Here is a 24,567-nt window from a genome sequence, read left to right as displayed (position 1 = left end):
GTGGTGAGGGTCGCCCAGCGGGTGGTGCGGGTCGCCCAGCGGGTGGTGAGGCGTGCCCAGCGGGACGCGTCCACCGCCACGTCGCGGCTCCTCGACCCCTTGCGCCGTCCGCTGCCGGCCAGTCCGCTCGGCGTCGCCGAGGTCGTCGACGGCGCGCGGCTTGTCGGCACGGTGACGGTGCCTCCGGGCGCGCCGGCGGGCGAGGTCGCGGTGTACCTGAACAGCACCGAGATCGTTCGGTTGCCGCTCATCCCGACGACCGGGGAACCGGGAACGCACGAGTTCCGGTTCAAGATCAGGCCGCTGCTGCGCTTCGCCCGCCGCACCGATCGGCTGACCGTGCGATACGACGGCGCGGCGCTGCCGTTCGCCGGCGACGGCACGGTCCACCGGCCGGCCCAGCACGGCCGCCTGCCCACCTGGCAGTTGCGCCGTCGGCTCGCCCGGGGCGAGATCTTCAGCTCCGACGGCATCCTGCAGAAGCCGAAGCACCTCGACGTCGAGTGGCAGCAGGGGGTGCTCGGCCTGTACTCGCGGGTGCGCGAGGCGCTGCACGACATCGCCGGCTACGACGCGTTCCTCATCTACGGCTCGCTGCTCGGCGCCGTGCGCGACGGCGGCTTCATCGGCCACGACACGGATCTGGACGCCGGCTACATCTCCAAGCATCCCGCCGGCGCGGACGCCGGCCGCGAGCTCGCCGAGATCGGCCTGGCGCTCGTCGAGCGCGGATTCCGCGTCGAGTGCAGGGTCGTCACCCTGCACATCTACGATCTGGCCGCCGACGGCGCGCACATCGACCTGTTCCACACGTTCTTCGACGACGAGGGCGTGCTGCGCTTCTCGTGGGGCGTCGCCGGGATCACCGACTACCGGCGCGAGCACTGGACGGGAGCTCATGAGATCGACTTCGCGGGGGCGCGGGCGCTGGTGCCGAGCGAGCCCGAGGTGATGGTCGCGGCGATGTACGGTCCCGGCTGGCGCACCCCCGACCCCGGGTTCAGCTGGGCCCGCGACCGCACCAAGCGCGAGCCGTCGGCTCGGGTGCCCGCCAAGCTCAACACGGCGGTCAACTGGGCGGATCTGCACGCCCGTGCCGAGCTCGGGCAGACCTCTCCGTTCGCGCGGTGGTGCCTGCAGGAGCCGGGCCTGCCCCGCGTGGTGCTGGATCTCGGCTGCGGAGACGGTCGGGACAGCGTTGCGTTCGCGGCGGCCGGTCATGCCGTCGTCGGGCTCGATGCCGCGGCGACCGCGATCCGGCGCGCCGAATCGCGTCCTGGCGCCGGCGGGGTTCGCTTTCGCGTGCTGGACTTCGACGACACCGCCGCGCTGCGCGCCGAAATCACGGCCGCCCGGGGCGGCGGCGAAGCGGTGCTGTTCTACGGCCGGCAGCTGCTGGACTCGCTGCACGACGACACCGCTGCCGCGCTGCTCGACACCCTCTTCGACCTCGCCGCGGATGCCGACATGATCGCGTTCGCCTCGCGCACGACGGCGCCGGAAAAATCGCCCCTGCGGCACCGCCGACCTGTCGACGGCGCCGAGCTGGAGCGGGAGTTGACGGCGCGCGGCTTCACCGTGCTGCGTGCCGAGAGCACCGACTTCCCCGCTTCGAAGGCAACCCATCAGGTCATCGCCCGCCGCGCGGCAGAGGCGGTGGCCCCGTGAGCGCCGCCGAGCAGTTGCGCGACACCGCGTTCGCGCTGATCAACAGCGGCTTCGACGTGCGCGTCTCGGACGGCGTCGTGTCAGTCCGCGCCGCGGACGCCACGACCGCCGGCGCCGGAGTGCGGCTGTCTGCCGACGGGCTCGACGAGCTGCCGAGCGGCCTGGTGGAGGAGATCTACTGGGCCAACTACTACGCCCACCATTCGCGCGCCCCCGGTTCGAGCTTCCAGGCCGCGGTGTCCGAACGCGCGGACCTGCCCCGCCGCGTGATCGACCTGGGCTGCGGCGACGGGCGGGACAGCTTCGCCTTCGGCCGCGACGGGCGCACCGTCGTCGGCGTCGACCGGTCGCACGTCGGCATCGCGCACGCCAGTCGGCACGCCGCCACGGTGGGCCTGGGCGACGCGGTCGCCTTCCGCCAGTGCGACGTCGGCGACCCGGACCAGCTGCGTTCGGTGCTGGCCGAGGCGCTGAGACCGGACGAGCCCGCGTTGTTCTACGCGCGCTTCTTCCTGCACTCGATCCCGGCGGCCGTCCAGGCGACGCTGATGTCCGCGATCGCCGCGCTGGCCCGCCCCGGCGACCACTTCGCCGCGGAGTTTCGGACGACCGCCGACCAGACCCGTCCCAAGACCTACGACCAGCACTACCGCCGGTATCAGGACGGCCCGGAGTTCGGCCGGACGTTGGCGGCGGACTACGGCTTCACCGTCCTGTTCGAACACGAAGGCAGCGGGCTGTCGCCGTACGGCACGGAAGACCCCGTCCTCTACCGGGTGATCGCCCGCCGCTGAGCTTGTCAGGCCGTCGCCGAAGGATTGCGCCACCCGTGCCCAACGGTCGGAGCGCGGCCGAAACGCGAGATGGGCAGCCTCGTCCACGACTCGCTGCTGGAGATAAAGGATGCCGTCGATGCGTTCGACGAGCGGGGTGCGCGCGAGCTCGGCGAGACGGTCGCGGAGCTCAGCCTGCGAACCTCGTCCGTGGTCGACTCGCTCACCGACTACTTCAGCGGTTTCTTGCTCAACCAGCGGGCCCAGGCCACGAAAATGACACGCGGCGTCAGGTCTGGCCGTGGCGCCCGCGCGAATCGACTACAGCGGGCCGACGGCGGTGACGGCGACGACCGGTTCGCCGGCCTCGTCACTGGCGGCGAGGTCGATGCTCGCGCTGATGCCCCAGTCGTGGTCGCGCTCGGGATCGTCGAAGACCTGCCGGACCAGCCATTCGGTCGGCGTGCGCTCGACATGCAGCAGCGCCGGGTTGCGTGCGTCGGCGTCGGCGGGCAGCCGGTCGTACTCGGCGTCGTAGGCCTCGATCGCCTCCCGCCAGCGGTCCGCGGTCCAGCCGGCGGCCGCGTCGAGGTCGCCGAGGTCGCCGTAGCGGCGCAGGGCCGCGAGCTCCACTCGCCGGAACATCGAGTTGCGGACGAGCACGGTGAACGTGCGGACGTTCTCGGTCAGCGACGCCGGCGCCGCGACGCTCGTCGCGGAGTCGACGCCGTCGGTCGAGCCGCCGGCGGTGAGTTGTTCCCACTCGTCCAGCAGGCTCGAGTCGACCTGCCGCACGAGCGCGCCGAGCCACTCGGTGATGTCGTCGAGCGCCTCGGTGCGGGCGGCGTCGGGGACGGAGGCCCGCAGCGCGCGGTATGCGTCGGACAGGTAGCGCAGCACCAGCCCCTCGCTGCGGACCAGACCATAGAACGACACGTACTCGGTGAACGTCATCGCCCGCTCCCACATGTCGCGCACGACCGACTTCGCGGCGAGCTGATCCTCCGAGAGCCACGGATGGCTCTGCCGGTAGATCGCGAACGCGGCGCCGAGCAGGTCGGCCAGCGGCCGCGGATGCGTGACGTCGTCGAGCAGCTCCATCCGCTCGTCGTACTCGACGCCGTCGGCCTTCATCGCGGCGACCGCCTCGCCCCGCGCCTGGAACTGCTGCGCCCGCAGGATCTGCCGCGGGTCCTCGAGGGTCGCCTCGAAGACCGACACGACGTCAAGCGCATAGGCGTTAGATTCGCGGTCGAGCAGGTCGAGCGCGGCGAGCGCGAACGTCGACAGCGGCTGGTTCAGCGCGAAGTTCAACGGCAGGTCGGCGGTGAGCCGAACCACGCGCCCAGTCGCGTCGGGGACGTCGAGCCGTTCGATCACGCCGGCGGCGAGCAGCGCCCGATAGGCCCGTATCGCGGCGCGAGCCTGCGCGCGCTTGGCGGCGAACGTGCTGTGGTTGTTGAGGATCAGATTCCGCATCGCCGTGAACGCGTCGCCGGGGCGGGCGATCACGTTGAGCACCATCGCCGGCGTCAACGCGAACTGCGGCACCAGCGCCTCGGGCGCGGCAGTCTGCAACCGGTCGAGGGTGTTCCGACCCCAGGACACGAAACCCTCGGGCGGCTTCTTGCGGACGATGCGGCGCTTCTTCTTCTCGTCGTCGCCGGCCCGGGCCAGCAGTCGGGCGTTCTCGACCTCGTGGTCCGGCGCCTGCACGACGACCGTCCCAGCCGTGTCGAAGCCGGCGCGGCCGGCGCGTCCGGCGATCTGGTGGAACTCGCGCGCCTGCAATTGCCGCTGCCGCATGCCGTCGTACTTGCTCAGCGCGGCGAACACAACCGTACGTATAGGTACGTTGATGCCCACGCCGAGGGTGTCGGTGCCGCAGATGACCTTCAGCAGTCCGGCCTGCGCGAGCTGTTCGACGAGCCGCCGGTACTTCGGCAGCATGCCGGCGTGGTGCACGCCGATGCCGTGCCGCACCAGCCGGGACAGCACCGTGCCGAAGCCGGCGGTAAAGCGGAACGCGCCGATCGCCTCGGCGATGACGTCGCGTTCGGCGCGCGACGCGACGTTGACGCTGGTGAGCGACTGCGCGTGCTCGAGCGCCGCCGCTTGGGTGAAATGGACGACGTATATCGGCGCCTGGCCGCCGGCGAGCAAGTCGGTGATCGTCTCGTGCAGCGGGGTGAGCGTGTAGTAGTAGTGCAGCGGCACCGGGCGTTCCGCGCTGGCGACGGTGACGGTCGGCCGGCCGGTGCGATGCGCGAGGTCGGCGGCGAGCTCTCGGGTGTCGCCGAGCGTCGCTGACATCAGCAGGAACTGCGCACCTGTCAGTTCGAGCAGCGGCACCTGCCAGGCCCAGCCCCGGTCGGGGTCGGCGTAGAAGTGGAACTCGTCCATGACCACGACGCCGAGATCGCTCGCGGCGCCGGTGCGCAGCGCGATGTTCGCCAGGATCTCCGCGGTGCAGCACAGGATCGGCGCGTCGCCGTTGACCGACGTGTCGCCGGTGACCATGCCGACGTTGTCCGCGCCGAAGATCGCGCACAGGGCGAAGAACTTCTCACTGACCAGCGCCTTGATCGGCGCCGTGTAGACCGAGCGGACGCCTGCCGCCGTCGCGAAGTAATGCGCGGCGATCGCGACGAGGGATTTGCCGGAGCCGGTCGGCGTGGCGAGGACGACGTTCGTGCCGGTGACCAGCTCGAGGATCGCCTCGTCCTGCGCCGGGTACAGCGTGATGCCCTGCTCGTCGACCCAGTGAGAGAAGGACGAGTACAGCGTGTCGGCGTCGGGCGACGCTCCCGCCCAGGCATTCGCGAGAGTGGTCATCGCTGACCACTGTGCCGTACCGCCTCGCGAGAGGACGATGTCGCGAGGCGGCTGTCTTCGGCTGCGGCGATAAATGGATCGCCTCGACTGCGCTGCCCGCGTACCGTTCGCTTCCGGTCACAGCAGTGATCGTCGAATGAGCCGGACGGTGAGCAGCATGGGCAGCAGACAACGAGCCGGGCAGCATTGCTGCACGCGCGGGTCGCTGCTCGACGTCGAAGCCGAGTTGCAACGACTTAAATCCGGGCTCGGCTTCGGGCGGTCCAGAGCGTAGGCGCAGCCTGCGGCTCAGTCCGGCGAGTGGTCACCATTGTGGTGGGCCGGTGCGCAGGCGAGAGTTACTTCCTTCTGATGGATGAGGTCGCCGGTTCGAGTCCGGCCGTCGCGGACGCAAGTTCGTGACGTAGCTCAGCTGGCAGAGCGCACCCGGTGCCTTTCGCCGACTTTGATCTCGGCCCACCCGCCACCACAACACGTCCTGCCGGTGCGCAGGCGACGGCTACTTCATCGCAACTGAATTCAGGCCGTCGTCGTCACCAGTCCTCGGCAGGCCCCTCGACTTGCCCGCCGCCCGGTGCGCAGGCGACGGCTACTTCGGGATCCAGCGGTTCGAGTCCGCAACCCCGTCGCCGCCGTGGTTCTCGGGCGGCAGGGTTCTTGGGCGGCAGGGGTCGGCACGTCAACCGAAACGAGAGGAGGAGCAATGAGCAAGTTCAACCGAACGGGGCTGGCCCGCGTTAGCGCGCGGAGCCCGATCCGCGCCGAGGCGTCTGCTTCTGGGCGCACGTACGAGGGTGCAGCGGGGTACGCCCGCGACGCGAAGAGCGAGCTCTTCCTGCTCGCGGTCGCCAACATGGTCGGCGAGGACGCGTTCTATGAGAACGCCGCGGATCGGGACGCGCGATTCGCATCGCTGGTGCGCGAGCTGGCGGTGGCCGAGCCGGAGTGGACGGCTCGGCTGATCGGCTGGCTGCGCGTCGGCGCGAACCTGCGTTCGGCGTCGCTGGTCGCGGCGGTCGAGTACGTCGCCGCGCGACTGGCGGCTGGTGTCGCCGGCGGCAACCGCGCGGTGATCGCCTCGGCGCTGCAACGCGCCGACGAGCCCGGTGAGCTGCTCGCCTACTGGCTCGCGACGAAGGGGCGGGCGGTGCCGAAGCCGGTCAAGCGCGGTGTCGCGGACGCCGCGGTGCGGCTCTACACCGAGCGGTCGCTGCTGAAGTGGGACTCCCCGCAGCGGTCGGTGCGGTTCGCCGACGTGCTCGAGCTGACGCACCCGAGCCCCGTCGCGGCGTGGCAGGGCGCGCTGTTCCGGCACGCCCTCGACCGTCGGCACGGTCGGGTTGAGGGGGCGCCGGCAGAGCTGGCGATGGTCTCGGCGCGCGCCGAGCTCATGGCGCTGCCGGTGCCGGATCGGCGGGCGGTGCTGGCCGAGCCGAATCGGCTGGCCGCGGCCGGCATGACGTGGGAATCGCTCGCCGGGTGGCTGCAGGGTCCGCTGGACGCGTCCGCGTGGCAGGCGGTGATCCCGTCGATGGGCTACCTGGCGCTGCTGCGCAACCTGCGCAACTTCGATGACGCCGGCGTGCCGGACCACGTCGCCGAGCAGGTCGCGGCGCGGTTGGCGGATCCGGCCGAAGTGGCCGCGTCGCGTCAGCTGCCGATGCGATTCCTGTCGGCGTACCGGGCGGCGCCGTCGCTGCGCTGGGCGGCGGCGCTGGAGCGGGCGCTGTCCGCGTCGCTGGCGAACGTGCCTCGTCTGGCGGGGCGCACGCTGGTGCTCGTCGACCGGTCCGGCTCGATGTTCGCCCCGATGTCGCAGCGCTCGCAGCTGACCGGGGCGGACGCCGCCGCGATGTTCGGCGCCGCTCTGGCGGTGCGCGCGGCCGCGGCGGACCTCGTCGAGTTCGGCACCGGCAGCGCGCCGGTGCGGTTCCGCCCGGGCGAGGCGGTGCTGCGCGTGCTCGACCGGTTCGGCAACCTCGGCGGCACGAACACCGCCGAGGCGGTGCGCCGGCACTACCGCGGGCACAACCGGGTCGTGATCGTCACCGACGAGCAGGCCTGGTTCGGGCGTGGCTCGGACCCGACCGGGGCGGCGCCGGCGGACGTTCCGGTCTACACCTGGAACCTCGCCGGTTACCGGCACGGGCACGGGCCGTCCGGCGGCGCGCTGCGGCACGTCTTCGGCGGGCTCACCGACGCGGGGTTCGCGATGATCCCGCTGCTCGAGGCGGGGCGGGACGGCCATTGGCCGTTCTGAGCGCTGGTCCCGGCCACCATCGGCGTGGCCGGGACCACTCAGCGCCTGCGTGCCGAGCAGCCCGCCCGCCACTGCGCTTTGATCACCGACGGCCGTGATCGCTTCTCCGGCGTAGCTTGTGCGTGTGACGCGTCTCGGCTACCAGATCCCGAACTTCACCTATCCCGGAGTCGCCCCGGAACGGCTGTTCGCCACGGTGTGCCAGCAGGCGGTCGAGGCAGAGGAGTCCGGCTTCGACACGGTGTTGCTGATGGACCACTTCTATCAGTTGGCCGGACTCGGCACACCCGATCAGGAGATGATCGAGTGCTACACGCTGCTGTCCGCCCTGGCCCAGCACACGTCTCGGATCCGTCTCTCCTCACTCGTCACGGGCAACACCTACCGACACCCGACCCTGCTGGCGAAGACCGTCACCGCGCTTGACCACGTGTCCGGCGGGCGCGCCCAGCTCGGCATCGGCGCGGGCTGGTTCGAACTCGAGCACCACTCGCTCGGCTTCGAGTTCGGCACGTTCACCGACCGCTTCGAGAAGCTCGAAGAGGCGCTGCAGATCATTCTGCCGATGCTGCGCGGCGAGCAGGTCACGCTGTCGGGCAAGTGGTATCAGGTGCATGACGCGATGAACCACCCCGCTCCGCTCGGCCGCATCCCGGTGCTGATCGGCGGCGGCGGCGAGCGCAAGACGCTGCGGCTGGTCGCGCAGTACGCCGACGAGTCCAACCTGATCTGCGGCGTGCCGGAGATCCCGCGCAAGTTCGAGGCGCTCGCCGGCCACTGCGCCGACCTTGGTCGCGACCGGTCCGAGATCACCGTCTCGTACCAGACGAGCGCGTGCATCGCGCCGACGCACGAAGAGGCAGTCGCCGAATTCGAGGCTTACCTGGTCCGCCAGCCACAGGGCGCGAGTCGACGTGACACGGCGATCGTCGGCAGCCCTGACGAGGTGGCCGAAAAGTTCGCGCGGCTGCGCGACACGGGGATCGACGGCGTCACCGTCAACGCCCCGCCCAACGGGCACATCGAAGGACGCGTCGCGTTGCTTGGCGAGACCCTCGCGCCGCTGTTCACCAGCTGATCCGGCCGGACGGCGTCGAGGCCCGATGGCGCACGTTCGTCCGGACAAGGCAGTTCGTCGCTCGGGCGAGCGGGAGCTGTGCACCTAAGATGACCTTCACCAGCGCTCCGGGTGGCTGCATCGAAGGGCGGCATCGTGGACGTATCCGCGGCGGACCAGCTTGTCGAGCTGGCCCGGATCTGTTCGACCGCGACGGCCGAGGACAGCCTGTTCGAGACGGCGCTGCCGATCCTCCGATCGGTATGCGGGGCCGACAGCGTGTTGGTCGTGCGCCGCAAGGCAGACGCCTACGACACCGCCGCAGCAGCGGGATATGCGCTCGACCCGACCGGGGTCGGCGAGCAACTTCCGACTGCTGTGCGCGGGGCGCTGACCTGGGCGACCGTGCCCCCGGCTTGGACGGCGTCGGGCGTCACGACAGTCGCTCTTCGCCGGCTTCCGGGCGATGGTCAGGCGATAGTGCTGACGTGGGCCACAGCGCCGAGTCCCGACGCTCGCCACGTCGACACCGCGCTCGACCTGATCGATGGCGGCCTGGCGCGGCTGGTGAGCGCCGAGCAGTTGGCCGACCTCACGACGCGCGTCAACAGTGCGCAGCAGCTGGCGAACATGGGCGACTACGACTGGCATATCGCAACGGACGTCAACCAGTGGTCCGACCAGTTGTACCGGATCTACGGGCACGAGCCGCAGTCGTTCAACGCGAGCTACGAACGGTTCCTGTCGTTCATCCACCCGGACGACCGTGAACGGATCACCGGCGTCCACCAGCAGGCTTATGCCAGCGGCGAGCCGTACCAGATGATCGAGCGCATCGTCCGTCCGGATGGCGAAGTCCGGTACCTGTCCTCGAACGGCCAGGTCATCCAGGACGAGACTGGGACCCCGGTGCGCATGCGGGGAACGTGCATCGACATCACCGACTCGGTGGCCGCCGAGCGCGCGCGCGAACATCTCGCCGACCGGTTCCGCGGACTGGTCGAATCGGCGCCCGATGCGATCCTGGTCGTCGACTCACGCGGCCGTGTCGTCCAGACCAACACGCGGGCCGCCCGGCTGCTCGGCGGCGACGTGGTCGGCCACGACATCACCGAGCTGCTGGCGTGGCCCACGCCTGACGACCACACGAGCGCTACGGGTCTCGACGGCCGGGACCTGCAGTTGGACGTCATGACGTCGGCGTTCGGCCAGGTCGAGGACGAAGGCCTGGTCGCGGTCTTTCTGCGTGACGCGACGCCACGGCTGGCCAACGAGGCGCTCGCGGCCACGCTGCGCGAGGCCGAAGCTCGCAGGCGGCAGGCTCTCGAGATCAACGACAACGTCGTGCAGGGACTCACCGCGGCGATGTACTCGATGGACCAGGGCGACGTCGAGGGGTCGGCCAGCTACCTTGAACGCACGCTGTCCGCCGCCCGAAAGATCATGAACGACTGGCTCGCCCCGCTCGGCGGGAAGGAACTGCGGCCCGGCGACCTGATGCGCACGGCTGCGTCGACGCTCGACGGCGCGCCTGTGCCGAGGCCTGACTTGTCGCCGCCCAAGCGCGAGCATCGACGCAGCGCCGGTCCGTGTCGGCTGCTGATCGTGGACGACTACGCCGACATCCGCGAGCTGCTCCGTATGCAGCTCGAGCTGTCGCCTGACTTCGAGGTCGTGGGCGAGGCGGCCGACGGTCTCGAGGCGGTGCAGCGAGCGACCGACCTGCAGCCGCACGTCGTGCTGCTCGATCTGGCCATGCCGAGGATGGACGGCCTGGAAGCGCTGCCCCTGATCCGCGAGGCCGTCGAGGGCGTCCAGGTCATCGCCTTGTCCGGGTTCGACAGCGACACGATGGCCGCCAAGGTCCTCGCCGCCGGCGCTGCGCGCTATGTCGAAAAGGGACACTCGATGGACCTTGCCGCGGTGATCGACGACGTCCTCGCCGGCCAGGAGCTCTAACGGATCACCGGGGTCTGGAGAACACCAGGCGGCTGGTGCGGCACAGCTCCCGACCGTCGCAGAAATACGATGAGGGTGTGCTGGCCGTCCGCCCGGCCGTCGGCTCAGGGCTCGACGGGGCTGGGCCGACCGGCAGGCCGCTCGAGCACTGTCCGGTCCGTCGGCCGGAAGCCGAAGCTCGCGTAGAGGAAGGTCGCGTCGCCGGTGTGCAGCAGCCACCGAAAGTCGGCCCCGGGCCCGTCGTCGATCATCGTGTGCACGATCCGCCGGCCGAGGCCGCTGCGGCGATGGTTCTTCAACACAAACACGTCGGCAAGATAGGCGAACGCGACGCCGTCGGACACCGCTCGCGCAAACCCGACCTGTGCGCCGTCGTCGGTGTAGGCGCCCACGACCCGCCACGCGCCCTTGACCTGTTTCCCGACGTCGGCCCGGCTGCGCCCGCGACCCCAGTACGCCTCGTCGTGTAAGTAGGACCACACGACGTCCAAGTCGATGCGTTCCGGGTCTGCGTCCACCTCGTACTCGGCCATGACGCTCAGCGTGCCAGGCGGATGGCGCGCTTGTCAGCCCAGGTGCGAAACAGGCGGTGCCAAACCGACGGTCATGCAGAGACTTTGACGACCCGCTAACCGGTAGCCAACCCGAGCGCAGCGCGCACGGTGTCGACCGCGGTCGCGAGGGAGGGCCCGTACCAGGTCAGCGCGCGGCCCTCGACCAGGGCGCAGCGCAGTTCTGGGAAGGCCTCGGGGCCGTCTTCGGGGCTGAACACATAGGGCTCGTCGGGCAACAGCACCACGTCCGGCCGCAGGGACACGATCTCCTCTACGGTGGTGTGCGGGTAGCGCTCGGGGGAGTCGGCGACGACGTTCTCGAGGCCAAGTCGAGCCGCCAGGTCGCCGGTGAACGTGCGCGGGCCGACGACCATCCACGGGTCCCGCCAGATCGGAATGACCACACGCAGCCGGGCGGAATGCGGCGGAGCGGCCCACACCGCATCGCCCTGGACCAGCCAATCCGGGACGTCCGAACGCAACGCCTCGGTGAACAGGCGCCGCAGCGAGCGCAGCGCCTGCTCGACGCTTTGGATGTCGGTGACCCAGACGAGGACGCCTGCTGCGCGCAGCCGGCGGACGTCGAGCTCGCGGTTCTCCTCCTTGTTGGCCACGACGAGGTCGGGTCGCAGCTCGCGAATGGCGTCGAGGTCGGGGTTCTTGGTGCCGCGCACGCGAGCGACGTCGAGGTCGGCTGGGTGGGTGCACCAGTCGGTCGCGCCGACCAGCAGGTCGGGGATACTGACCGCGATGCTCTCGGATAGCGAAGGCACCAGTGAGACGACGCGCCGCACGTCGTCCGGGAGGTCCATCTCGACGCCCATGTCGTCAGTCACGTGGACCACGGTTTATTCCTTCCCCGACGCGTGCGTCAAGATAGTAGGACGTCCTAGTAAATCTCTTCCGGAGGTTCAACGTGCCTGACGCCGCCCTGCATGTGCCCTCGCGGCCGATCCGGGTGCTGACCGCCGCGGCGTTGTTCGACGGGCACGACGCGGCGATCAACATCATGCGCCGAATCCTGCAGTCCCAGGGCGCGGAGGTCATCCATCTCGGGCACAACCGGGCCGTCGACGAGGTGGCGCTGGCGGCGATCCAGGAGGACGTCGACGCGGTCGCGATCAGCTCGTATCAGGGCGGCCACGTCGAGTTCTTCGAGTATCTGGTCCGCACGCTCGCCTCGCGGGGCGCCGGCCACATCCGCGTCTACGGCGGGGGCGGCGGCACCATCGTGCCGAGCGAGATCGACTATCTGCACGGCATTGGGGTGGCGCGGCTGTTCTCGCCGCAGGACGGGCAGCGGCTCGGGCTGCCCGCCATGGTCAACACCATCATTCGGGAAAGCGACGTCGTCCGGCCGGCGCTGGAGCTCGATCAGGACGCGCTCGCGTCTGGCGACCTCGCCGAACTGGCGCGCACGCTCACCGCCGTCGAGACCGACGGGTTGGACCCGGCGGCACGAGCTCAGCTCGTGGAGCAGGCTTCCGCGTCGTCCGCGGTGGTGCTGGGCATCACCGGCACCGGCGGCGCGGGCAAGTCGTCGTTGACGGACGAGCTCATCCACCGCCTGCGCCTGGATCAGCACGACAAGCTGCGCACGGCCGTGCTCGCGATCGACCCTTCGCGCCGCCGTGGCGGGGGAGCGCTGCTCGGCGACCGGATCCGGATGAACTGCCTGACCGACGACCGCGTCTACTTCCGCTCGCTCGCCACCCGCGGCAGCTCGGCCGAGGTGCCGGCCTACCTGCCGACCATGATCGCCGCGTGCAAGGCGGCGGGGTACGACCTCGTGATCGTCGAGACGCCGGGCATCGGCCAGGGCGACTCGGCCGTCACCGATGTCGTCGACCTGTCGCTGTATGTGATGACGGCCGAGTTCGGCGCCGCCTCGCAGTTGGAGAAGATCGACATGCTCGACTTCGCCGACGTCGTGGCGATCAACAAGTTCGAGCGTCGCGGGTCCGAGGACGCGCGGCGCGACGTCGCCCGTCAGCTGGTGCGCAACAAAGCGGCGTTCGGCCTGTCGTGGGAGGACATGCCGGTGTTCGGCACGTCCGCCGCCAGCTTCAACGACGACGGCGTCACCGCGCTCTACCAGCACCTACGTGATCAGCTGGCGCAGCAGGGTCTGCCCGTGCAGGAGCCGTTGCTGGCGCCGGTCGCCGGCCGCGCCTCGACGACCGCGCACGCCGCGCTGCCGCCCGAGCGGGTGCGGTACCTGTCGGAGATCTCGGGCGCGGTGCGCGACTACCACCGCTCGACGCAGACGCAGGTTGAGTTGGCGCGCCGCTCGGCGTTGCCGGGGTTGGCCGAGGAAGCGCTCGCCGCTCAGGGGTCGGACGCCATCCCTGCGAGCGAGTTGGCGACGACCCGCCGGCTGTTGGCGGCCGCGGCGGCCGCGGCCGAGGAGCAGATGGACCGGTGGACACTCGCCGCGTTGCGCGAGTGGCCGGCCGTCGTCGAGAGTTACTCCGGCGAGGAGCAGGTCGCCCACGTCGGCGACCGCGAGGTGCGCACGCCGCTGCGGCGCACCACGCTGTCCGGCAACGCCGTGTCGCGGGTCGCGTTGCCGCGCACGACCGACGCCGGCGAACTCGTCCGGTTCCTGCGCGCGGAGAACCTGCCGGGGCGCTTTCCCTTCACCGCAGGCGTTTTCCCGTTCAAACGCGACGGCGAGGACCCGGCGCGGATGTTCGCCGGCGAGGGCGACGCCTTTCGCACCAACCGACGGTTCCATCTGCTCTCCGAAGGGCAGCCGGCCAACCGGCTGTCGACCGCCTTCGACTCCGTGACGCTCTACGGCCGCGACCCCGGCGAGCGGCCTGACATCTATGGGAAGGTCGGCACGTCCGGCGTGTCCATCGCGACGCTCGAGGACATGAAGGCGCTCTACGCCGGATTCGACCTGTGCGCGCCGAACACGTCGGTCTCCATGACCATCAACGGACCGGCGCCCACGATCCTGGCGTTCTTCCTGAACGCCGCGATCGACCAGCAGCTGGACGTCTTCGCCGAGCGCGAGGGTCGGCCGCCGACCGCGGAGGAGGCTGCTGAGGTCCGCGCCCGGGTGCTCTCGTCGGTCCGCGGAACCGTGCAGGCCGACATCCTGAAAGAGGACCAGGGGCAGAACACCTGCATCTTCTCCACCGAATTCTCGTTGCGGATGATGGCCGACATCGCCGAGTGGTTCATCGACCACCAGGTCCGCAACTTCTACTCGGTGTCGATCTCCGGCTACCACATCGCCGAGGCCGGGGCGAACCCGATCAGCCAGCTGGCGTTCACGCTCGCGAACGGTTTCACCTACGTCGAGTCCTACCTCGCCCGCGGCATGGGCATCGACGACTTCGCGCCCAACCTGTCGTTCTTCTTCAGCAACGGCATGGACGCCGAGTACACCGTGCTCGGCCGCGTCGCTCGTCGCATCTGGGCGGTCGCCATGCGCGACCGCTACGGCGCCAAGGAGCGGTCGCAGAAGTTGAAGTACCACGTGCAGACGTCAGGACGGTCGCTGCACGCGCAGGAGATGTCGTTCAACGACATCCGCACGACCCTGCAGGCGCTCAACGCCCTCTACGACAACTGCAACAGCCTGCACACCAACGCCTACGACGAGGCGGTGACCACGCCGTCGGCCGAGTCGGTCCGGCGCGCGCTGGCCATCCAGCTCATCATCAACCGCGAGTGGGGGCTGGCGATGAACGAGAATCCGCTGCAGGGCAGCTACATCGTCGACGAGCTGACCGATCTCGTCGAGGAAGCGGTGCTGGTCGAATTCGACCGGATCACCGCCCGCGGCGGCGTGCTGGGCGCCATGGAGACCGGCTACCAGCGGGGCAAGATCCAGGACGAGTCCATGCTGTATGAGCACCGCAAACACGACGGCAGCCTGCCGATCATCGGCGTCAACACCTTTCGCGGGCCTGAGTCCGACGACAGCGTGGGCGATCTCGCGCTCGCCCGCGGAACCGAGGACGAGAAGCAGTCGCAGCTGCGTCGGCTCGCCGACTTCCAGGACCGGCATCGCGACGACGCGCAGCTCGCGCTGACCCGCCTGCGGGACGCGGTCATGGCCGGTGAGAACGTCTTCGCCGAGCTCATGGACGCGGCTCGGGTGTGCTCGCTCGGCCAGATCACCGACGCGTTCTTCGAAGTCGGCGGCCAGTACCGCCGCAACGTCTGACGATGGCAGACGAGGACGCGCTGCGACCCCCGGGTCGCCGTCAATCGGGCGCGTCGTCGGCGAACAGGCCGCCGAGCAGTTCGAACGCCTCGCTCAGCAGGCCGTCGAGGCGTGCGTCGTCGCGCGCCAGCCACTCTTCGTAGGCCGAGATCGACAGGGCGAGGCAGATCCGGCTCATCGCCCGCGGGAGCAGGCTGTCGGTCGGCACGCCCAGTCGGGTGGCGGCGAACTCCGCGATCACCTCGCGCCATGCCTGGTAGCGCAGCGTCGAATGCGCGACCAGGGCCGGCTCGCCGAGCAGCAGACGCATGCGTGCACGGTGGTAGGGCAGCTCTTCCTCGGGCACCCGGTTGAAGTCCAGCACGGCGTCGCGCACGGCCTGCGCCGCCGGCGTCGACCGCGGCGCGGCGGCCAGCGTCGCGCGCATGGTGTCGAGCAACGCGTCGAAGTCGCCCCACGGCAGGTCGTTCTTCGAGGGGAAGTACCGGAACAACGTCCGCCGGCCGATGCCGGCTGCCGCCGCGATGTCGTCGATGGTGGTGGCCGCGAAGCCGTGCTCGAAGAACAGCTCGAGGGCGACGTGGCTCAGCTGCGACGGCGTCGTGGAGCGGGCTCGACCCGCGGCTCGCGACGCAGTGGCGGACGACTCGGCGGCCGAGCTCACGGGCGACTCGGCGGCCGAGCCGTGGGCAGTGTTCGCAGTCGTGTGCTCCGCCCCCTTCCCATACGGCACTCGGTGCCAATATAGTTCGGCACCTCGGGGCGAGCGTAGGTCAGCTGCGCGGCCCGCGTCCGGAAGGCAAATCCCGTGACCGTTCACACCCCCTCTGACAACACGTCCGCCACCGTCGCCGGCGAGGTCGACGACGACGGCGCCGAATTGGTCGACGCGGAAACGCTGGTCGAAGAGGTGTCGATAGACGGCATGTGCGGCGTCTACTGAGCGACGCCGTGTCCGCCGGCTCGGCGGCCGCCGCATTCGACCTGGACCGCCCGTGGGACCTGCACCCGCAGGTCTCCGTCCGCCCGGAGCCGTTCGGCGCGCTGCTCTACCACTTCGGCACGCGCAAGCTGTCGTTCCTCAAGGACCGGGCGCTGCTCGGCGTCGTCACCTCGCTCGCCGAGCACGGCAGCGCGCGCGCCGCGTGCGCCGCGGCCGGGCTCGGCGCAGCCCAGCTGCCGCTCTACGGCGCCGCCCTCGGCACGCTCGCGGACTCCTCGATGCTCGTCGAAAGGCTCACATGACCTCGCTCGACACCCGGACCGTGCTGCGCGACCCGGCGCGGCGCCCGACGGGTGGGCGCCTCGTCGACCTGTTCGAGTACGGCCTCGACTCGCCGATCTGCCTCACCTGGGAGCTCACCTACGCCTGCAACCTGTCGTGTGCGCACTGCCTGTCGAGCTCCGGCCGCCGCGACCCTCGTGAGCTCAGCACCGCCGAGGCCAAGGCCGTGATCGACGAGCTCGAACGGATGCAGGTCTTCTACGTGAACATCGGCGGCGGCGAGCCGACGGTGCGCCAAGATTTCTGGGAGCTGCTCGCCTACGCCACCGATCACCACGTCGGCGTGAAGTTCTCGACGAACGGCGTGCGAATCACGCCGGACGTCGCCAAGGCGCTGGCCGCCAATTCCTATGTCGACGTCCAGGTCTCGCTCGACGGCGCGACCGCCGAGGTCAACGACGCGTTGCGCGGCGCCGGGTCGTACGACACGGCGGTGCGGGCCATGCGCAATCTGTCCGACGCGGGCATGCGCGGCTTCAAGCTGTCGGTCGTCTGCACCCGGCACAACATCGGCCAGCTGGACGCGTTCAAGGCGCTCGCCGACGAGCACGGCGCGCAGCTGCGATTGACCCGGCTGCGTCCGTCGGGCCGGGGCGCCGATGTGTGGGACGACCTGCATCCGCTCGCCGGCCAACAGCGCGAGCTATACGACTGGCTGGTCGGCCACGGTGACGACGTCCTGACCGGCGATTCGTTCTTCCACCTTTCCGCCTACGGCGCGGCGCTGCCCGGGCTCAACCTGTGCGGCGCGGGCCGCGTGGTGTGCCTGATCGATCCGGTCGGGGACGTCTACGCCTGCCCCTTCGCGATTCACGACGATTTCCTCGCCGGCAGCGTCCGGGACGCCGGAGGATTCGCCAAGGTATGGCGCGAGTCGACGCTGTTCGCCGAGCTGCGCAGCCCGCAGTCCGGCGGAGCATGCTCCGGCTGCCAGTTCTACGACAGCTGCAAGGGCGGGTGCATGGCGGCCAAGTTCTTCACCGGCCTGCCGCTGGACGGGCCCGACCCCGAATGCGTCCAGGGCTACGGCGAGCAGCTGCTGGCGCAGCGCGGGGAGGGCACGGCCACCCCGAAACCATCGCTCGACCACTCCCATCGCGTTGCGCGCGCGCCGAGGCCGACGCCGCTCACGTTGACGCGGCGCGCCGACCTCGCCGCGCCGCCGGTGGGCGCGTGCGCCGAGGGCCCGCTCACCGGATTCGAGCGCGCGTGATGCCCAGGAACGCATGGTTCGAGACGGTCGCGGAAGCGCAGCGACGGGCGAAGAAGCGGCTGCCGAGCACCGTGTATGGAGCGCTGGTCGCAGGTTCCGAGCGCGGGCTGACGATCGACGACAACGTCGGCGCGTTCTCCGAGCTCGGCTTCGCGCCGCGCGTCGCGGGCCATCACGGCGACCGCGACCTCTCGACGACACTGCTCGGCGTCCCGCTGTCGATCCCGATCGTGATCTCGCCGACCGGCGTTCAGGCGGTGCATCCCGAGGGCGAGGTCGCGGTCGCCCGAGCCGCGGCGAGCCGAGGCACGATCATGGGGCTGAGCTCGTTCGCGAGCAAGCCTGTCGAGGACGTCCTGGCGGCCAACCCGAACACGTTCTTCCAGGTGTACTGGAGCGGCAGCCGAGACACGATCGCCCAGCGGCTGGATCGCGCGCGGGCGGCCGGGGCGAAGGCGCTGATCGCCACGCTGGACTGGTCGTTCTCGAACGGCCGCGACTGGGGCAGCCCGGCGATCCCGGAGAAGGTCGACCTCAAGACGATGCTGCGATTCGCGCCGAACGTGCTGCCCCACCCGCGGTGGCTGTGGCAGTTCGCCAAGACGAACAGCATCCCCGACCTTCGCGCGCCGAATCTCGCGCCGCCTGGCGGCGACGCGCCGACGTTCTTCGGCGCCTATTACGAGTGGATGCAGACGCCGCCGCCCACCTGGGCCGACGTCGAGTGGCTGCGGGCGGAGTGGGGCGGGCCGTTCCTTCTGAAGGGCGTGAGCCGGGTCGACGACGCGAAGCGAGCGGTGGATGCCGGCGTCGACGGCATCTCGGTGTCGAACCACGGCGGCAACAACCTCGACACCACTCCCGCGACGATTCGCCTGTTGCCGGCGATCGCCGCAGCGGTGGGCGACCAGGTCGAGGTCGTGCTCGACGGCGGGGTGCGGCGTGGCGGCGATGTCGCCAAGGCGCTCGCGCTCGGCGCGCGCGCCGTGCTGATCGGTCGCGCGTACCTGTGGGGATTGGCGGCGAACGGCCAGGCCGGCGTCGAGAACGTGCTGGACATCCTGCGTGGCGGGCTGGACTCCGCCGTGCTGGGCACCGGCCACTCGGCTGCGCGCGAGCTGTGCGCCGACGATCTGGTGATCCCGGACGGTTTCACCCGCGCCCTTGGCGTGGCGCCCTCGGCCGTGGCGTCCTCGTCCGTGGCGTCCTCGTCCGTGGCGTCCTCGTCCGTGGCGTCCTCGGCCGTGGCCCCGCCGCCCTCGACGAGCGTGACGACGCCGCGCGTCAAGGACCCGATCGGCTGATTCGAGGTTCCGCTGACGTGTCGGCCACCGCAGGTCGCAGCTGCTCCGGCGCCGGGGGTCCGACGCACGCCGGCGTAGCCGACGCCTTCGCAGGCGACCTCGGCGCAGCGACGTCGCGCGCCGTTCCGGTCGCACCGACGCTGCTGGTCCCGCTCGGCTCGGTGGAACAGCACGGCCCGCATCTGCCGCTGGCCACCGACAGCGTTGTAGCGCAGGCCGTCGCCGAGCGCGTGGCCACACGGTTCGGCGCGCCGATGGTGGTGGCGCCCGTCGTCGCGTTCGGCTCCAGCGGTGAACACGCGGGTTTTCCCGGCACGATCTCCATCGGCCGCGATGCGCTCGCGCTGCTGCTCGTCGAACTCGTCCGCTCGGCAGCGGACTGGGCTGCGCGCATCGTGCTGGTGAACGGGCACGGCGGCAACGTGCCGACCTTGGTCGACGTCGTGGCCCGGTTGCGTTCGGAGCGCCACGCTGTCGCGTGGGCGCCGTGCGCGGTTCGCGGCGGCGACGCGCACGCCGGGCGCGCGGAGACGTCGCTGATGATGTGCCTGCGGCCGCAGGAGGTCCAGGCCGCGCTCGCCGAGCCAGGCGAGACCACGCCGCTTGCCGAGCTGATGCCTGCTCTCCTGCAGCGCGGAGTGCGCGGCGTGTCGCCGAACGGCGTCCTCGGCGATCCGCGCGGGGCGTCCGCGGCCGAGGGCGCCCGCTTGCTCGCCGACGTCGTCGCCGACGTCGCGGCGCGGATCTCGGCGGCCGACGTCGACGAGCGGGGCTGCCTGCGCCCGCCGGTCAGGTCGTGAACGCCGATCCGAACCGCAGCGCGACGACGGCCGGGCCGGCCCCTCACCGCCTGCCCGACGGATTCGTCGCGGCGCTGGACCCCGCGACGCGGGTGATCGACGGCGGCCGATGCCTGGTCGGCGGCGCTCCCGTGCGCGCGCTCTTCCTCAGCCGGGCGGCACGCCAGCTCGTCCGACACGGCGCCGTCCGGGTCATGGACGCGCAGACAGCCTCGCTCGCCGACCGTCTCGTCGGGGCCGGTCTCGCGCACCCGGTGCTGGCGAGCCTGCCCGAGGTCGCCGCCGACCGGCTGACCTACGTGATTCCGGTGCGCGACCGCAGCCAGCAGCTCGACCGGCTGCTGGCCGCGCTGGGATCGGCCAGCGCGGTGGTCGTGGTCGACGACGCGTCGCAGCGGCCCGCCGACGTCTCGCGGGTGGTCCGCGCCCACGGCGCCCGGCTCGTGGCGCTGCCCGACAACCGGGGTCCGGCGGCCGCGCGTAACGCCGGGCTGGCCGTGGTCGACACGCCGTTCGTCGCGTTCCTCGACTCCGACGTCGTGGCCGATCCGGCCGTCGCGCGGTCGCTGCTGCGAGTGTTCGCCGATCCGCGGGTCGCCGCCGTGGCGCCGCGGGTCCTCGGCCTCGACTCCGCGCAGCCCAACTGGATCTCCCGGTACGAGAGCGCGTGTTCCTCGCTCGATCTCGGCGCTCGTCGCGGCTTGGTGCGGCCACAGTCGCCGATCGGCTGGGTGTCGAGCGCATGTCTCGTCGCGCGGGCTGCCGCGCTCGACGGCGGGTTCGACGAGGCGCTGCGCGTCGGCGAGGACGTCGACCTCGTCTGGCGCCTGGCCGAGCGCGGCTGGCGGGTGCGGTACGAGCCGCAGGCATGCGTCCGTCATGAGCATCGCGTCCAGCTCGCCGGTTGGCTCGGCCGCAAGTTCGACTACGGGACCAGTGCCGCGGCGCTCGCCCGCCGGCATCCGGGCGGCGCCGCGCCGGCCGTCTTGACGCCGTGGGCCGCCGGCGTGCTGCTGGCCCTGGCAGCCCAGCGACGGCGCGCGCTCGTCCCGGCGGCCGGCTGCCTGGCGATCGCGGTCGGGCGTTCCGCCCGCAGGTTGCGCCGGGTGGAGCACCCTGTCGCGCTGGGCGTGTCGCTCACCGGCCGCGGTGTCGGCGCCGCGCTCGCGCAGGGCTCGGCGCTGGTGCTGCGGCACTGGTGGCCGCTTACGGCCGCGCTCATGTTTCGGTCGACTCGGGTAAGGCGCGCCGCGGCGATCGCGGCCGCAGCTGACGCGCTGGTGCGGCACCGCCGGCTGCGGCCGCCGATGTCGCTGCCCGCCTTTGCCGCGGCTCGTCGACTCGACGACATCGCCTATGGCGCCGGACTCTGGGCCGGCGCCGCGCAGGCCCGAAGCGCACGCGCCCTGCTTCCGCAACCCGCCTCGAGACATCGGGCGGCGCGCGCCACGGCACACTGCGCGGTCCCGGCCGGGCAGCCCGGGACGGGCGTCGTCGGCGTGGGCTGGTGACGGGAACGGCGCCGTCGACTAGGTCGAGGACCTTCTGCGTGGGTTGCTCAAGCGTGCCCGGCGGTGAGCGCATCGAGCTGGGCCAGCGGCACGACGTCTTTGGCCTTCAGCTTCAGGTCGGGATCGATCGTGATCAACGCGTCCGCCTGCAGCTTGGTCAGAGCCAGGTACTCCGCTTCGTCGAGGGTGTCCCATCCGTGCTCGAGCGCGAAGTTCCATGCGGTACGACGCGACACCCGATCACCAAGCAGGCGGATCTTCAGCTCGGTGTGACGCTCGTGCTGCGCGAGCGCCTCAGCTTCGGAAAGTTCACCGCGGCGCACAGCGCCGAGAAGCAGAGACAAGGCCTGGGAACGCAAGGAGTTCGGCCCCACGAGTTGATGCCCGGAATCGACATGAATGTCGGTTGCCACCAGATGGACAAGAGTGGTCGCGTCGATCACGTACCGGGCCATGGCGGGGACTCTAGCCAACCGCCGCGTTGGTGTCGGCGTCGATGAGGTGGAGCAGGCTCTACAGCCGGTCGTGGAGCGTGGTGAAGTCGGCGATCAGGGCGGCCAGAGCACGCCAGGCCGGGTGATCGCGTTGGCGTCCTCAACTGTCGAGCGCGTGCCGCTCGAACCAATCGAGAACTGGCCGATCAGCTGGCAAAGCCCGGCCGCACGCCTCGGTTGGCTCGTCAACGGCATCGATGGCTTGGCCTTGGCATCGTGAACCTTCGCCTCGGCCTGCCCCGCGGCCTCTCGGTGTCGACACCCTCCGGCCAATCCGGTAGTCCGACTACCCGAACGCCCTCTCTCGTCTGCCGAAGCGTCGGACGCGTAGCATCAACGAACACGTTGACCACTTGCGGGGCCACCTCTAGCATGACCTGAATGGGTGAAGCGCGGACTGCGCGCAGGTTGTAGGAGGGCCGGTTTAGTGTCGGCTATTGCTGCGCAGCCTCGTTGGCCCAGTTCCACGCGCCACTGCACGATGGCGCCGGCCGGGATCAGTCCGCCAGACCGGTGATCCACAGATCGAAATTTGCGTCTGGAAGTCCCGCGATCGGCCGACTTGTCACGAAGCTCGCCGTTGACGCTGGCGTTCGGGTCGGACGATGAGAAGCGTTGCGCAATGAGGTTCAGCGTCACCCTGGTCGCCACCGACCAGTCAATCACCGTCGCCGAGTTCGCTCAGGCGGTGGAGGAACGCGGGCTAGACGGGCTGTGGCTGCCTGACCACACCCATATGCCTGTCGAGCGGGTCAACGCCTACCCGCTCGGCGGGGAGTTGCCGGAGCGTTACAAGCGCACGATCGACCCACTGGTTGGACTGGCGATGGCTGCTGCGGTCACCGACCGCATCCGGGTGGGCACCGGAGTCATGCTTCCGGCGCAGCGTGACCCGATCGTCACTGCCAAGGCGCTGGCGACTATCGACCAGCAGAGCGGTGGCCGGCTCGCGGTCGGTGTCGGGTTCGGCTGGAACGAGGCCGAAGTCGCCGACCATGCGGTCGACCCGAAGACGCGGCGACGGCGCACGCGGGAACACGTGCGCGCGATGCAGCAGCTCTGGGAACGGGACGTCGCCTCACTCGACGGCGAGTTCGTGCGATTCGCACCCTCATGGTCCTGGCCCAAGCCGGTCCAGCGGCCACTGCCGGTCCTGATCGGCGGCGCCGCCACGCCGACAGTGTTCGAGCACGTCGTCGACTACGCGCAGGGCTGGATCCCGTTGGGTGGACGCGGGCTGGCCGATTCGATCACCCGTCTTCGCCGGCAGTGCGAAGACGCCGGCCGCGACTCAGCGAGCCTGCAGATCGTCCCCTTCGTGGGGATGGGGGCAAGCCGCGAAAAGGTGGATGCGTTCGAGCGAGCCGGAGCGACCGAGGTCGCGTTCGAAGCGCCCTCCGCTGCCTCGACCGAAGTGCTGACCGCGCTCGATCAGGTTGCGGACCTCATGCAGCGTCAACGCAATCGTTGACTTGCACGCATACTGATCAACGCACTAGTTGACAGGCCGTCCGAGACCGTGCAGGCTTTGGGTCCGCAACATCTGAAACCTCGGGAGTGTGCATGGAATTCGGACTGCTCTATGAGTGGCAGATGCCGTTTGGAGTCTCCCGGGAGGACGAGTCGACGCACTTCCTCCAGATGTTCGAGCAGATCAAGCTCGCGGAGGAGGTCGGCTTCACCACCCTGTTTTCCGTGGAGCACCACTTCCTGGAGTCGTTTTCGCACGCCTCGGCGCCGGAGGTCCTCCTCGCCTGGGCGGCTGCGAACACGACGAGGATGCGTATCGGGCACGGCGTGCGCCTGCTCCCTTATCCCTACAACCACCCGATCCGCGCGGCGGAGCAGGCGGCGACGCTAGACCTGCTGTCGCAGGGCCGTCTGGAATTCGGCACCGGTCGCTCGGCGACCGCGGCCGAGTTGGGCGGCTTCGGCATCGACCCGGCCGAGACGCGTGAGATGTGGCACGAGTCGCTGGAGCTGATCCTCAAGGCTTGGCAGGACCCGATCGTCGAGCACGACGGCAAGTACTTCAAGCAGCCACCGCGAACGATGGTGCCCAAGCCGCTGCAGCAGCCACACCCGCCGCTGTGGATGTCGTGTACCAGCCCAGAATCCCACGAGCTCGCCGGAGCCCTCGGCCTCGGCCTGCTGTCGTTCACGCTGGCTCTCGACTTCAACGAGGTGGCAAGCCGACTCGCCAAGTACCGCGAGCGGATCAAGACCGCCAACCCGATCGGCGCCTACGCCAACGACCAGACCGCCGTGTTCGTCATGGCGCACTGCGCGGACACCAACGAGCTGGCCCGCGAGCGGGCCGAGGCCGGTGTCATGCGTTACCAGCACGACCAGATCGAATTGCTGACTTCGCTCATTCCGGAGCTGAAGGAAGGCAGCTCCTACGACTACTACGAGCGTTTCGTCGGGGTGGACTACGACCGCTTCACCTACGACTATCTGGAGCGCAAGGAAATGATCCTCGTGGGCGACCCCGAGCGCTGCATCCAGCTGGCGAAGAAGTACCAGGAGATCGGCGTCGACCGGTTGCTGTTGTTCGTGCAGTACAAGGACATGGCGCACGAGCACACGATGGACGCCATCCGCCTGTTCGGAAAGGAAGTTCTGCCGGCGTTCAGCTGATCGTGCGACGCTGCGTCCGTCTCGTGTGCAA

At 70.3% G+C, this 24,567-nt stretch carries 20 protein-coding genes and 1 tRNA gene; 16 read left to right on the top strand and 5 right to left on the bottom strand.

Going from position 1 to position 24,567, the window contains the following annotated elements; translation table 11 throughout:
- Positions 1 to 1,668 (top strand): methyltransferase domain-containing protein, encoded by a 1,668-nt coding sequence (locus ACFFBG_RS05395; protein ID WP_375476426.1) that lies wholly within the window; start codon positions 1 to 3, stop codon positions 1,666 to 1,668.
- Entirely contained in the window at positions 1,665 to 2,462 is a 798-nt protein-coding gene (locus ACFFBG_RS05390) for a class I SAM-dependent methyltransferase (RefSeq protein ID WP_375476424.1), read from the top strand. The genes ACFFBG_RS05395 and ACFFBG_RS05390 overlap by 4 nt, the downstream gene beginning before the upstream one ends.
- Positions 2,463 to 2,762: 300 nt before the next feature.
- On the opposite strand, the gene ACFFBG_RS05385 is transcribed toward ACFFBG_RS05390, so the two are convergent.
- Entirely contained in the window at positions 2,763 to 5,276 is a 2,514-nt protein-coding gene (locus ACFFBG_RS05385) for a DEAD/DEAH box helicase (protein WP_375476422.1), read from the bottom strand.
- Positions 5,277 to 5,602: 326 nt separating this feature from the next.
- On the opposite strand from ACFFBG_RS05385, the gene ACFFBG_RS05380 reads away from it, so the two are divergent.
- The 4 genes from ACFFBG_RS05380 to ACFFBG_RS05365 all read left to right on the top strand — a co-directional run bounded on the left by ACFFBG_RS05380 (position 5,603) and on the right by ACFFBG_RS05365 (position 10,552).
- A tRNA-Ser gene (locus ACFFBG_RS05380) sits at positions 5,603 to 5,664 on the top strand.
- 315 nt (positions 5,665 to 5,979) lie between these two features.
- The gene (locus ACFFBG_RS05375; protein ID WP_375476420.1) at positions 5,980 to 7,536 is read left to right on the top strand and encodes a TROVE domain-containing protein; all 1,557 of its coding nucleotides are present in this window, start codon (positions 5,980 to 5,982) and stop codon (positions 7,534 to 7,536) included.
- Between the two features lie 124 nt (positions 7,537 to 7,660).
- Complete coding sequence (locus ACFFBG_RS05370; protein ID WP_375476418.1) at positions 7,661 to 8,614, top strand: LLM class F420-dependent oxidoreductase; 954 nt, start codon at positions 7,661 to 7,663, stop codon at positions 8,612 to 8,614.
- A 111-nt stretch (positions 8,615 to 8,725) separates the two neighbouring features.
- Positions 8,726 to 10,552 carry a response regulator gene (locus tag ACFFBG_RS05365; RefSeq protein ID WP_375476416.1) on the top strand — a complete coding sequence of 609 codons (1,827 nt, stop codon included), beginning with the start codon at positions 8,726 to 8,728 and terminating at the stop codon, positions 10,550 to 10,552.
- A 104-nt stretch (positions 10,553 to 10,656) separates the two neighbouring features.
- Here the strand turns inward: ACFFBG_RS05365 and ACFFBG_RS05360 are convergent, their stop codons facing one another.
- Together ACFFBG_RS05360 and ACFFBG_RS05355 are read right to left on the bottom strand one after the other, a co-directional pair.
- Positions 10,657 to 11,085: a GNAT family N-acetyltransferase gene (locus tag ACFFBG_RS05360; RefSeq protein ID WP_375476414.1), complete on the bottom strand. Its 429-nt coding sequence runs from the start codon at positions 11,083 to 11,085 to the stop codon at positions 10,657 to 10,659.
- 95 nt (positions 11,086 to 11,180) lie between these two features.
- Positions 11,181 to 11,930: a helical backbone metal receptor gene (locus ACFFBG_RS05355; protein WP_375477210.1), complete on the bottom strand. Its 750-nt coding sequence runs from the start codon at positions 11,928 to 11,930 to the stop codon at positions 11,181 to 11,183.
- A 92-nt stretch (positions 11,931 to 12,022) separates the two neighbouring features.
- Between ACFFBG_RS05355 and icmF the strand changes: the two genes are divergently transcribed.
- Positions 12,023 to 15,289 carry a fused isobutyryl-CoA mutase/GTPase IcmF gene (icmF, locus tag ACFFBG_RS05350; RefSeq protein ID WP_375476412.1) on the top strand — a complete coding sequence of 1,089 codons (3,267 nt, stop codon included), beginning with the start codon at positions 12,023 to 12,025 and terminating at the stop codon, positions 15,287 to 15,289.
- Between the two features lie 40 nt (positions 15,290 to 15,329).
- Here the strand turns inward: icmF and mftR are convergent, their stop codons facing one another.
- Positions 15,330 to 15,953 carry a mycofactocin system transcriptional regulator gene (gene mftR, locus ACFFBG_RS05345; protein ID WP_375476410.1) on the bottom strand — a complete coding sequence of 208 codons (624 nt, stop codon included), beginning with the start codon at positions 15,951 to 15,953 and terminating at the stop codon, positions 15,330 to 15,332.
- Positions 15,954 to 16,097: 144 nt separating this feature from the next.
- On the opposite strand from mftR, the gene mftA reads away from it, so the two are divergent.
- The 6 genes from mftA to mftF are packed head-to-tail and all read left to right on the top strand — an operon-like array spanning position 16,098 to position 21,402.
- Positions 16,098 to 16,232 carry a mycofactocin precursor MftA gene (gene mftA / locus ACFFBG_RS05340; protein WP_375476408.1) on the top strand — a complete coding sequence of 45 codons (135 nt, stop codon included), beginning with the start codon at positions 16,098 to 16,100 and terminating at the stop codon, positions 16,230 to 16,232.
- Positions 16,217 to 16,534, top strand: coding sequence for a mycofactocin biosynthesis chaperone MftB (gene mftB / locus ACFFBG_RS05335; RefSeq protein ID WP_375476406.1), 318 nt, complete (start codon positions 16,217 to 16,219; stop codon positions 16,532 to 16,534). Before mftA ends, mftB begins: the two co-directional genes overlap by 16 nt.
- On the top strand, positions 16,531 to 17,787 hold the full coding sequence (mftC, locus tag ACFFBG_RS05330) for a mycofactocin radical SAM maturase (RefSeq protein WP_375476404.1): 1,257 nt from the start codon (positions 16,531 to 16,533) through the stop codon (positions 17,785 to 17,787). The genes mftB and mftC overlap by 4 nt, the downstream gene beginning before the upstream one ends.
- Positions 17,787 to 19,091: a pre-mycofactocin synthase MftD gene (gene mftD, locus ACFFBG_RS05325; protein ID WP_375476402.1), complete on the top strand. Its 1,305-nt coding sequence runs from the start codon at positions 17,787 to 17,789 to the stop codon at positions 19,089 to 19,091. The genes mftC and mftD overlap by 1 nt, the downstream gene beginning before the upstream one ends.
- Positions 19,092 to 19,108: 17 nt before the next feature.
- Positions 19,109 to 19,891: a mycofactocin biosynthesis peptidyl-dipeptidase MftE gene (gene mftE, locus ACFFBG_RS05320; RefSeq protein WP_375476400.1), complete on the top strand. Its 783-nt coding sequence runs from the start codon at positions 19,109 to 19,111 to the stop codon at positions 19,889 to 19,891.
- Positions 19,888 to 21,402 carry a mycofactocin biosynthesis glycosyltransferase MftF gene (gene mftF / locus ACFFBG_RS05315; protein WP_375476398.1) on the top strand — a complete coding sequence of 505 codons (1,515 nt, stop codon included), beginning with the start codon at positions 19,888 to 19,890 and terminating at the stop codon, positions 21,400 to 21,402. Before mftE ends, mftF begins: the two co-directional genes overlap by 4 nt.
- Before the next feature lie 47 nt (positions 21,403 to 21,449).
- Here the strand turns inward: mftF and ACFFBG_RS05310 are convergent, their stop codons facing one another.
- Complete coding sequence (locus ACFFBG_RS05310; RefSeq protein ID WP_375476396.1) at positions 21,450 to 21,857, bottom strand: type II toxin-antitoxin system VapC family toxin; 408 nt, start codon at positions 21,855 to 21,857, stop codon at positions 21,450 to 21,452.
- Here ACFFBG_RS05310 and ACFFBG_RS05305 point away from each other — a divergent pair.
- The 3 genes from ACFFBG_RS05305 (at position 21,829) to ACFFBG_RS05295 (ending at position 24,536) form a co-directional block, all read left to right on the top strand.
- Positions 21,829 to 22,116 carry a hypothetical protein gene (locus ACFFBG_RS05305; RefSeq protein ID WP_375476394.1) on the top strand — a complete coding sequence of 96 codons (288 nt, stop codon included), beginning with the start codon at positions 21,829 to 21,831 and terminating at the stop codon, positions 22,114 to 22,116. The two genes, ACFFBG_RS05310 and ACFFBG_RS05305, sit on opposite strands and share 29 nt — an antisense overlap.
- Positions 22,117 to 22,476: 360 nt before the next feature.
- Positions 22,477 to 23,367 carry an LLM class F420-dependent oxidoreductase gene (locus ACFFBG_RS05300; RefSeq protein ID WP_375476392.1) on the top strand — a complete coding sequence of 297 codons (891 nt, stop codon included), beginning with the start codon at positions 22,477 to 22,479 and terminating at the stop codon, positions 23,365 to 23,367.
- A gap of 92 nt (positions 23,368 to 23,459) precedes the next feature.
- A complete protein-coding gene (locus ACFFBG_RS05295) occupies positions 23,460 to 24,536 on the top strand; it encodes an LLM class flavin-dependent oxidoreductase (RefSeq protein ID WP_375476390.1) in 1,077 nt (358 codons plus the stop codon).
- Positions 24,537 to 24,567: the final 31 nt, after the last annotated feature.

It is taken from the genome of uncultured Jatrophihabitans sp. (genome assembly GCF_964251945.1).
GTDB lineage: Bacteria > Actinomycetota > Actinomycetes > Mycobacteriales > Jatrophihabitantaceae > Jatrophihabitans.
This window is presented reverse-complemented; position numbering and strand designations above follow the sequence as displayed.

What these genes read in the sequence shown, in the direction of transcription:
- ACFFBG_RS05385 (WP_375476422.1), bottom strand. Translation starts at nt 5,276, where the DNA reads ATGACCACTCTCGCGAATGCCTGGGCGGGAGCGTCGCCCGACGCCGAC.
- ACFFBG_RS05375 (WP_375476420.1), top strand. Translation starts at nt 5,980, where the DNA reads ATGAGCAAGTTCAACCGAACGGGGCTGGCCCGCGTTAGCGCGCGGAGC.
- ACFFBG_RS05360 (WP_375476414.1), bottom strand. Translation starts at nt 11,085, where the DNA reads ATGGCCGAGTACGAGGTGGACGCAGACCCGGAACGCATCGACTTGGAC.
- ACFFBG_RS05355 (WP_375477210.1), bottom strand. Translation starts at nt 11,930, where the DNA reads ATGGGCGTCGAGATGGACCTCCCGGACGACGTGCGGCGCGTCGTCTCA.
- mftC (WP_375476404.1), top strand. Translation starts at nt 16,531, where the DNA reads ATGACCTCGCTCGACACCCGGACCGTGCTGCGCGACCCGGCGCGGCGC.
- mftD (WP_375476402.1), top strand. Translation starts at nt 17,787, where the DNA reads ATGCCCAGGAACGCATGGTTCGAGACGGTCGCGGAAGCGCAGCGACGG.
- ACFFBG_RS05310 (WP_375476396.1), bottom strand. Translation starts at nt 21,857, where the DNA reads ATGGCCCGGTACGTGATCGACGCGACCACTCTTGTCCATCTGGTGGCA.
- ACFFBG_RS05295 (WP_375476390.1), top strand. Translation starts at nt 23,460, where the DNA reads ATGGAATTCGGACTGCTCTATGAGTGGCAGATGCCGTTTGGAGTCTCC.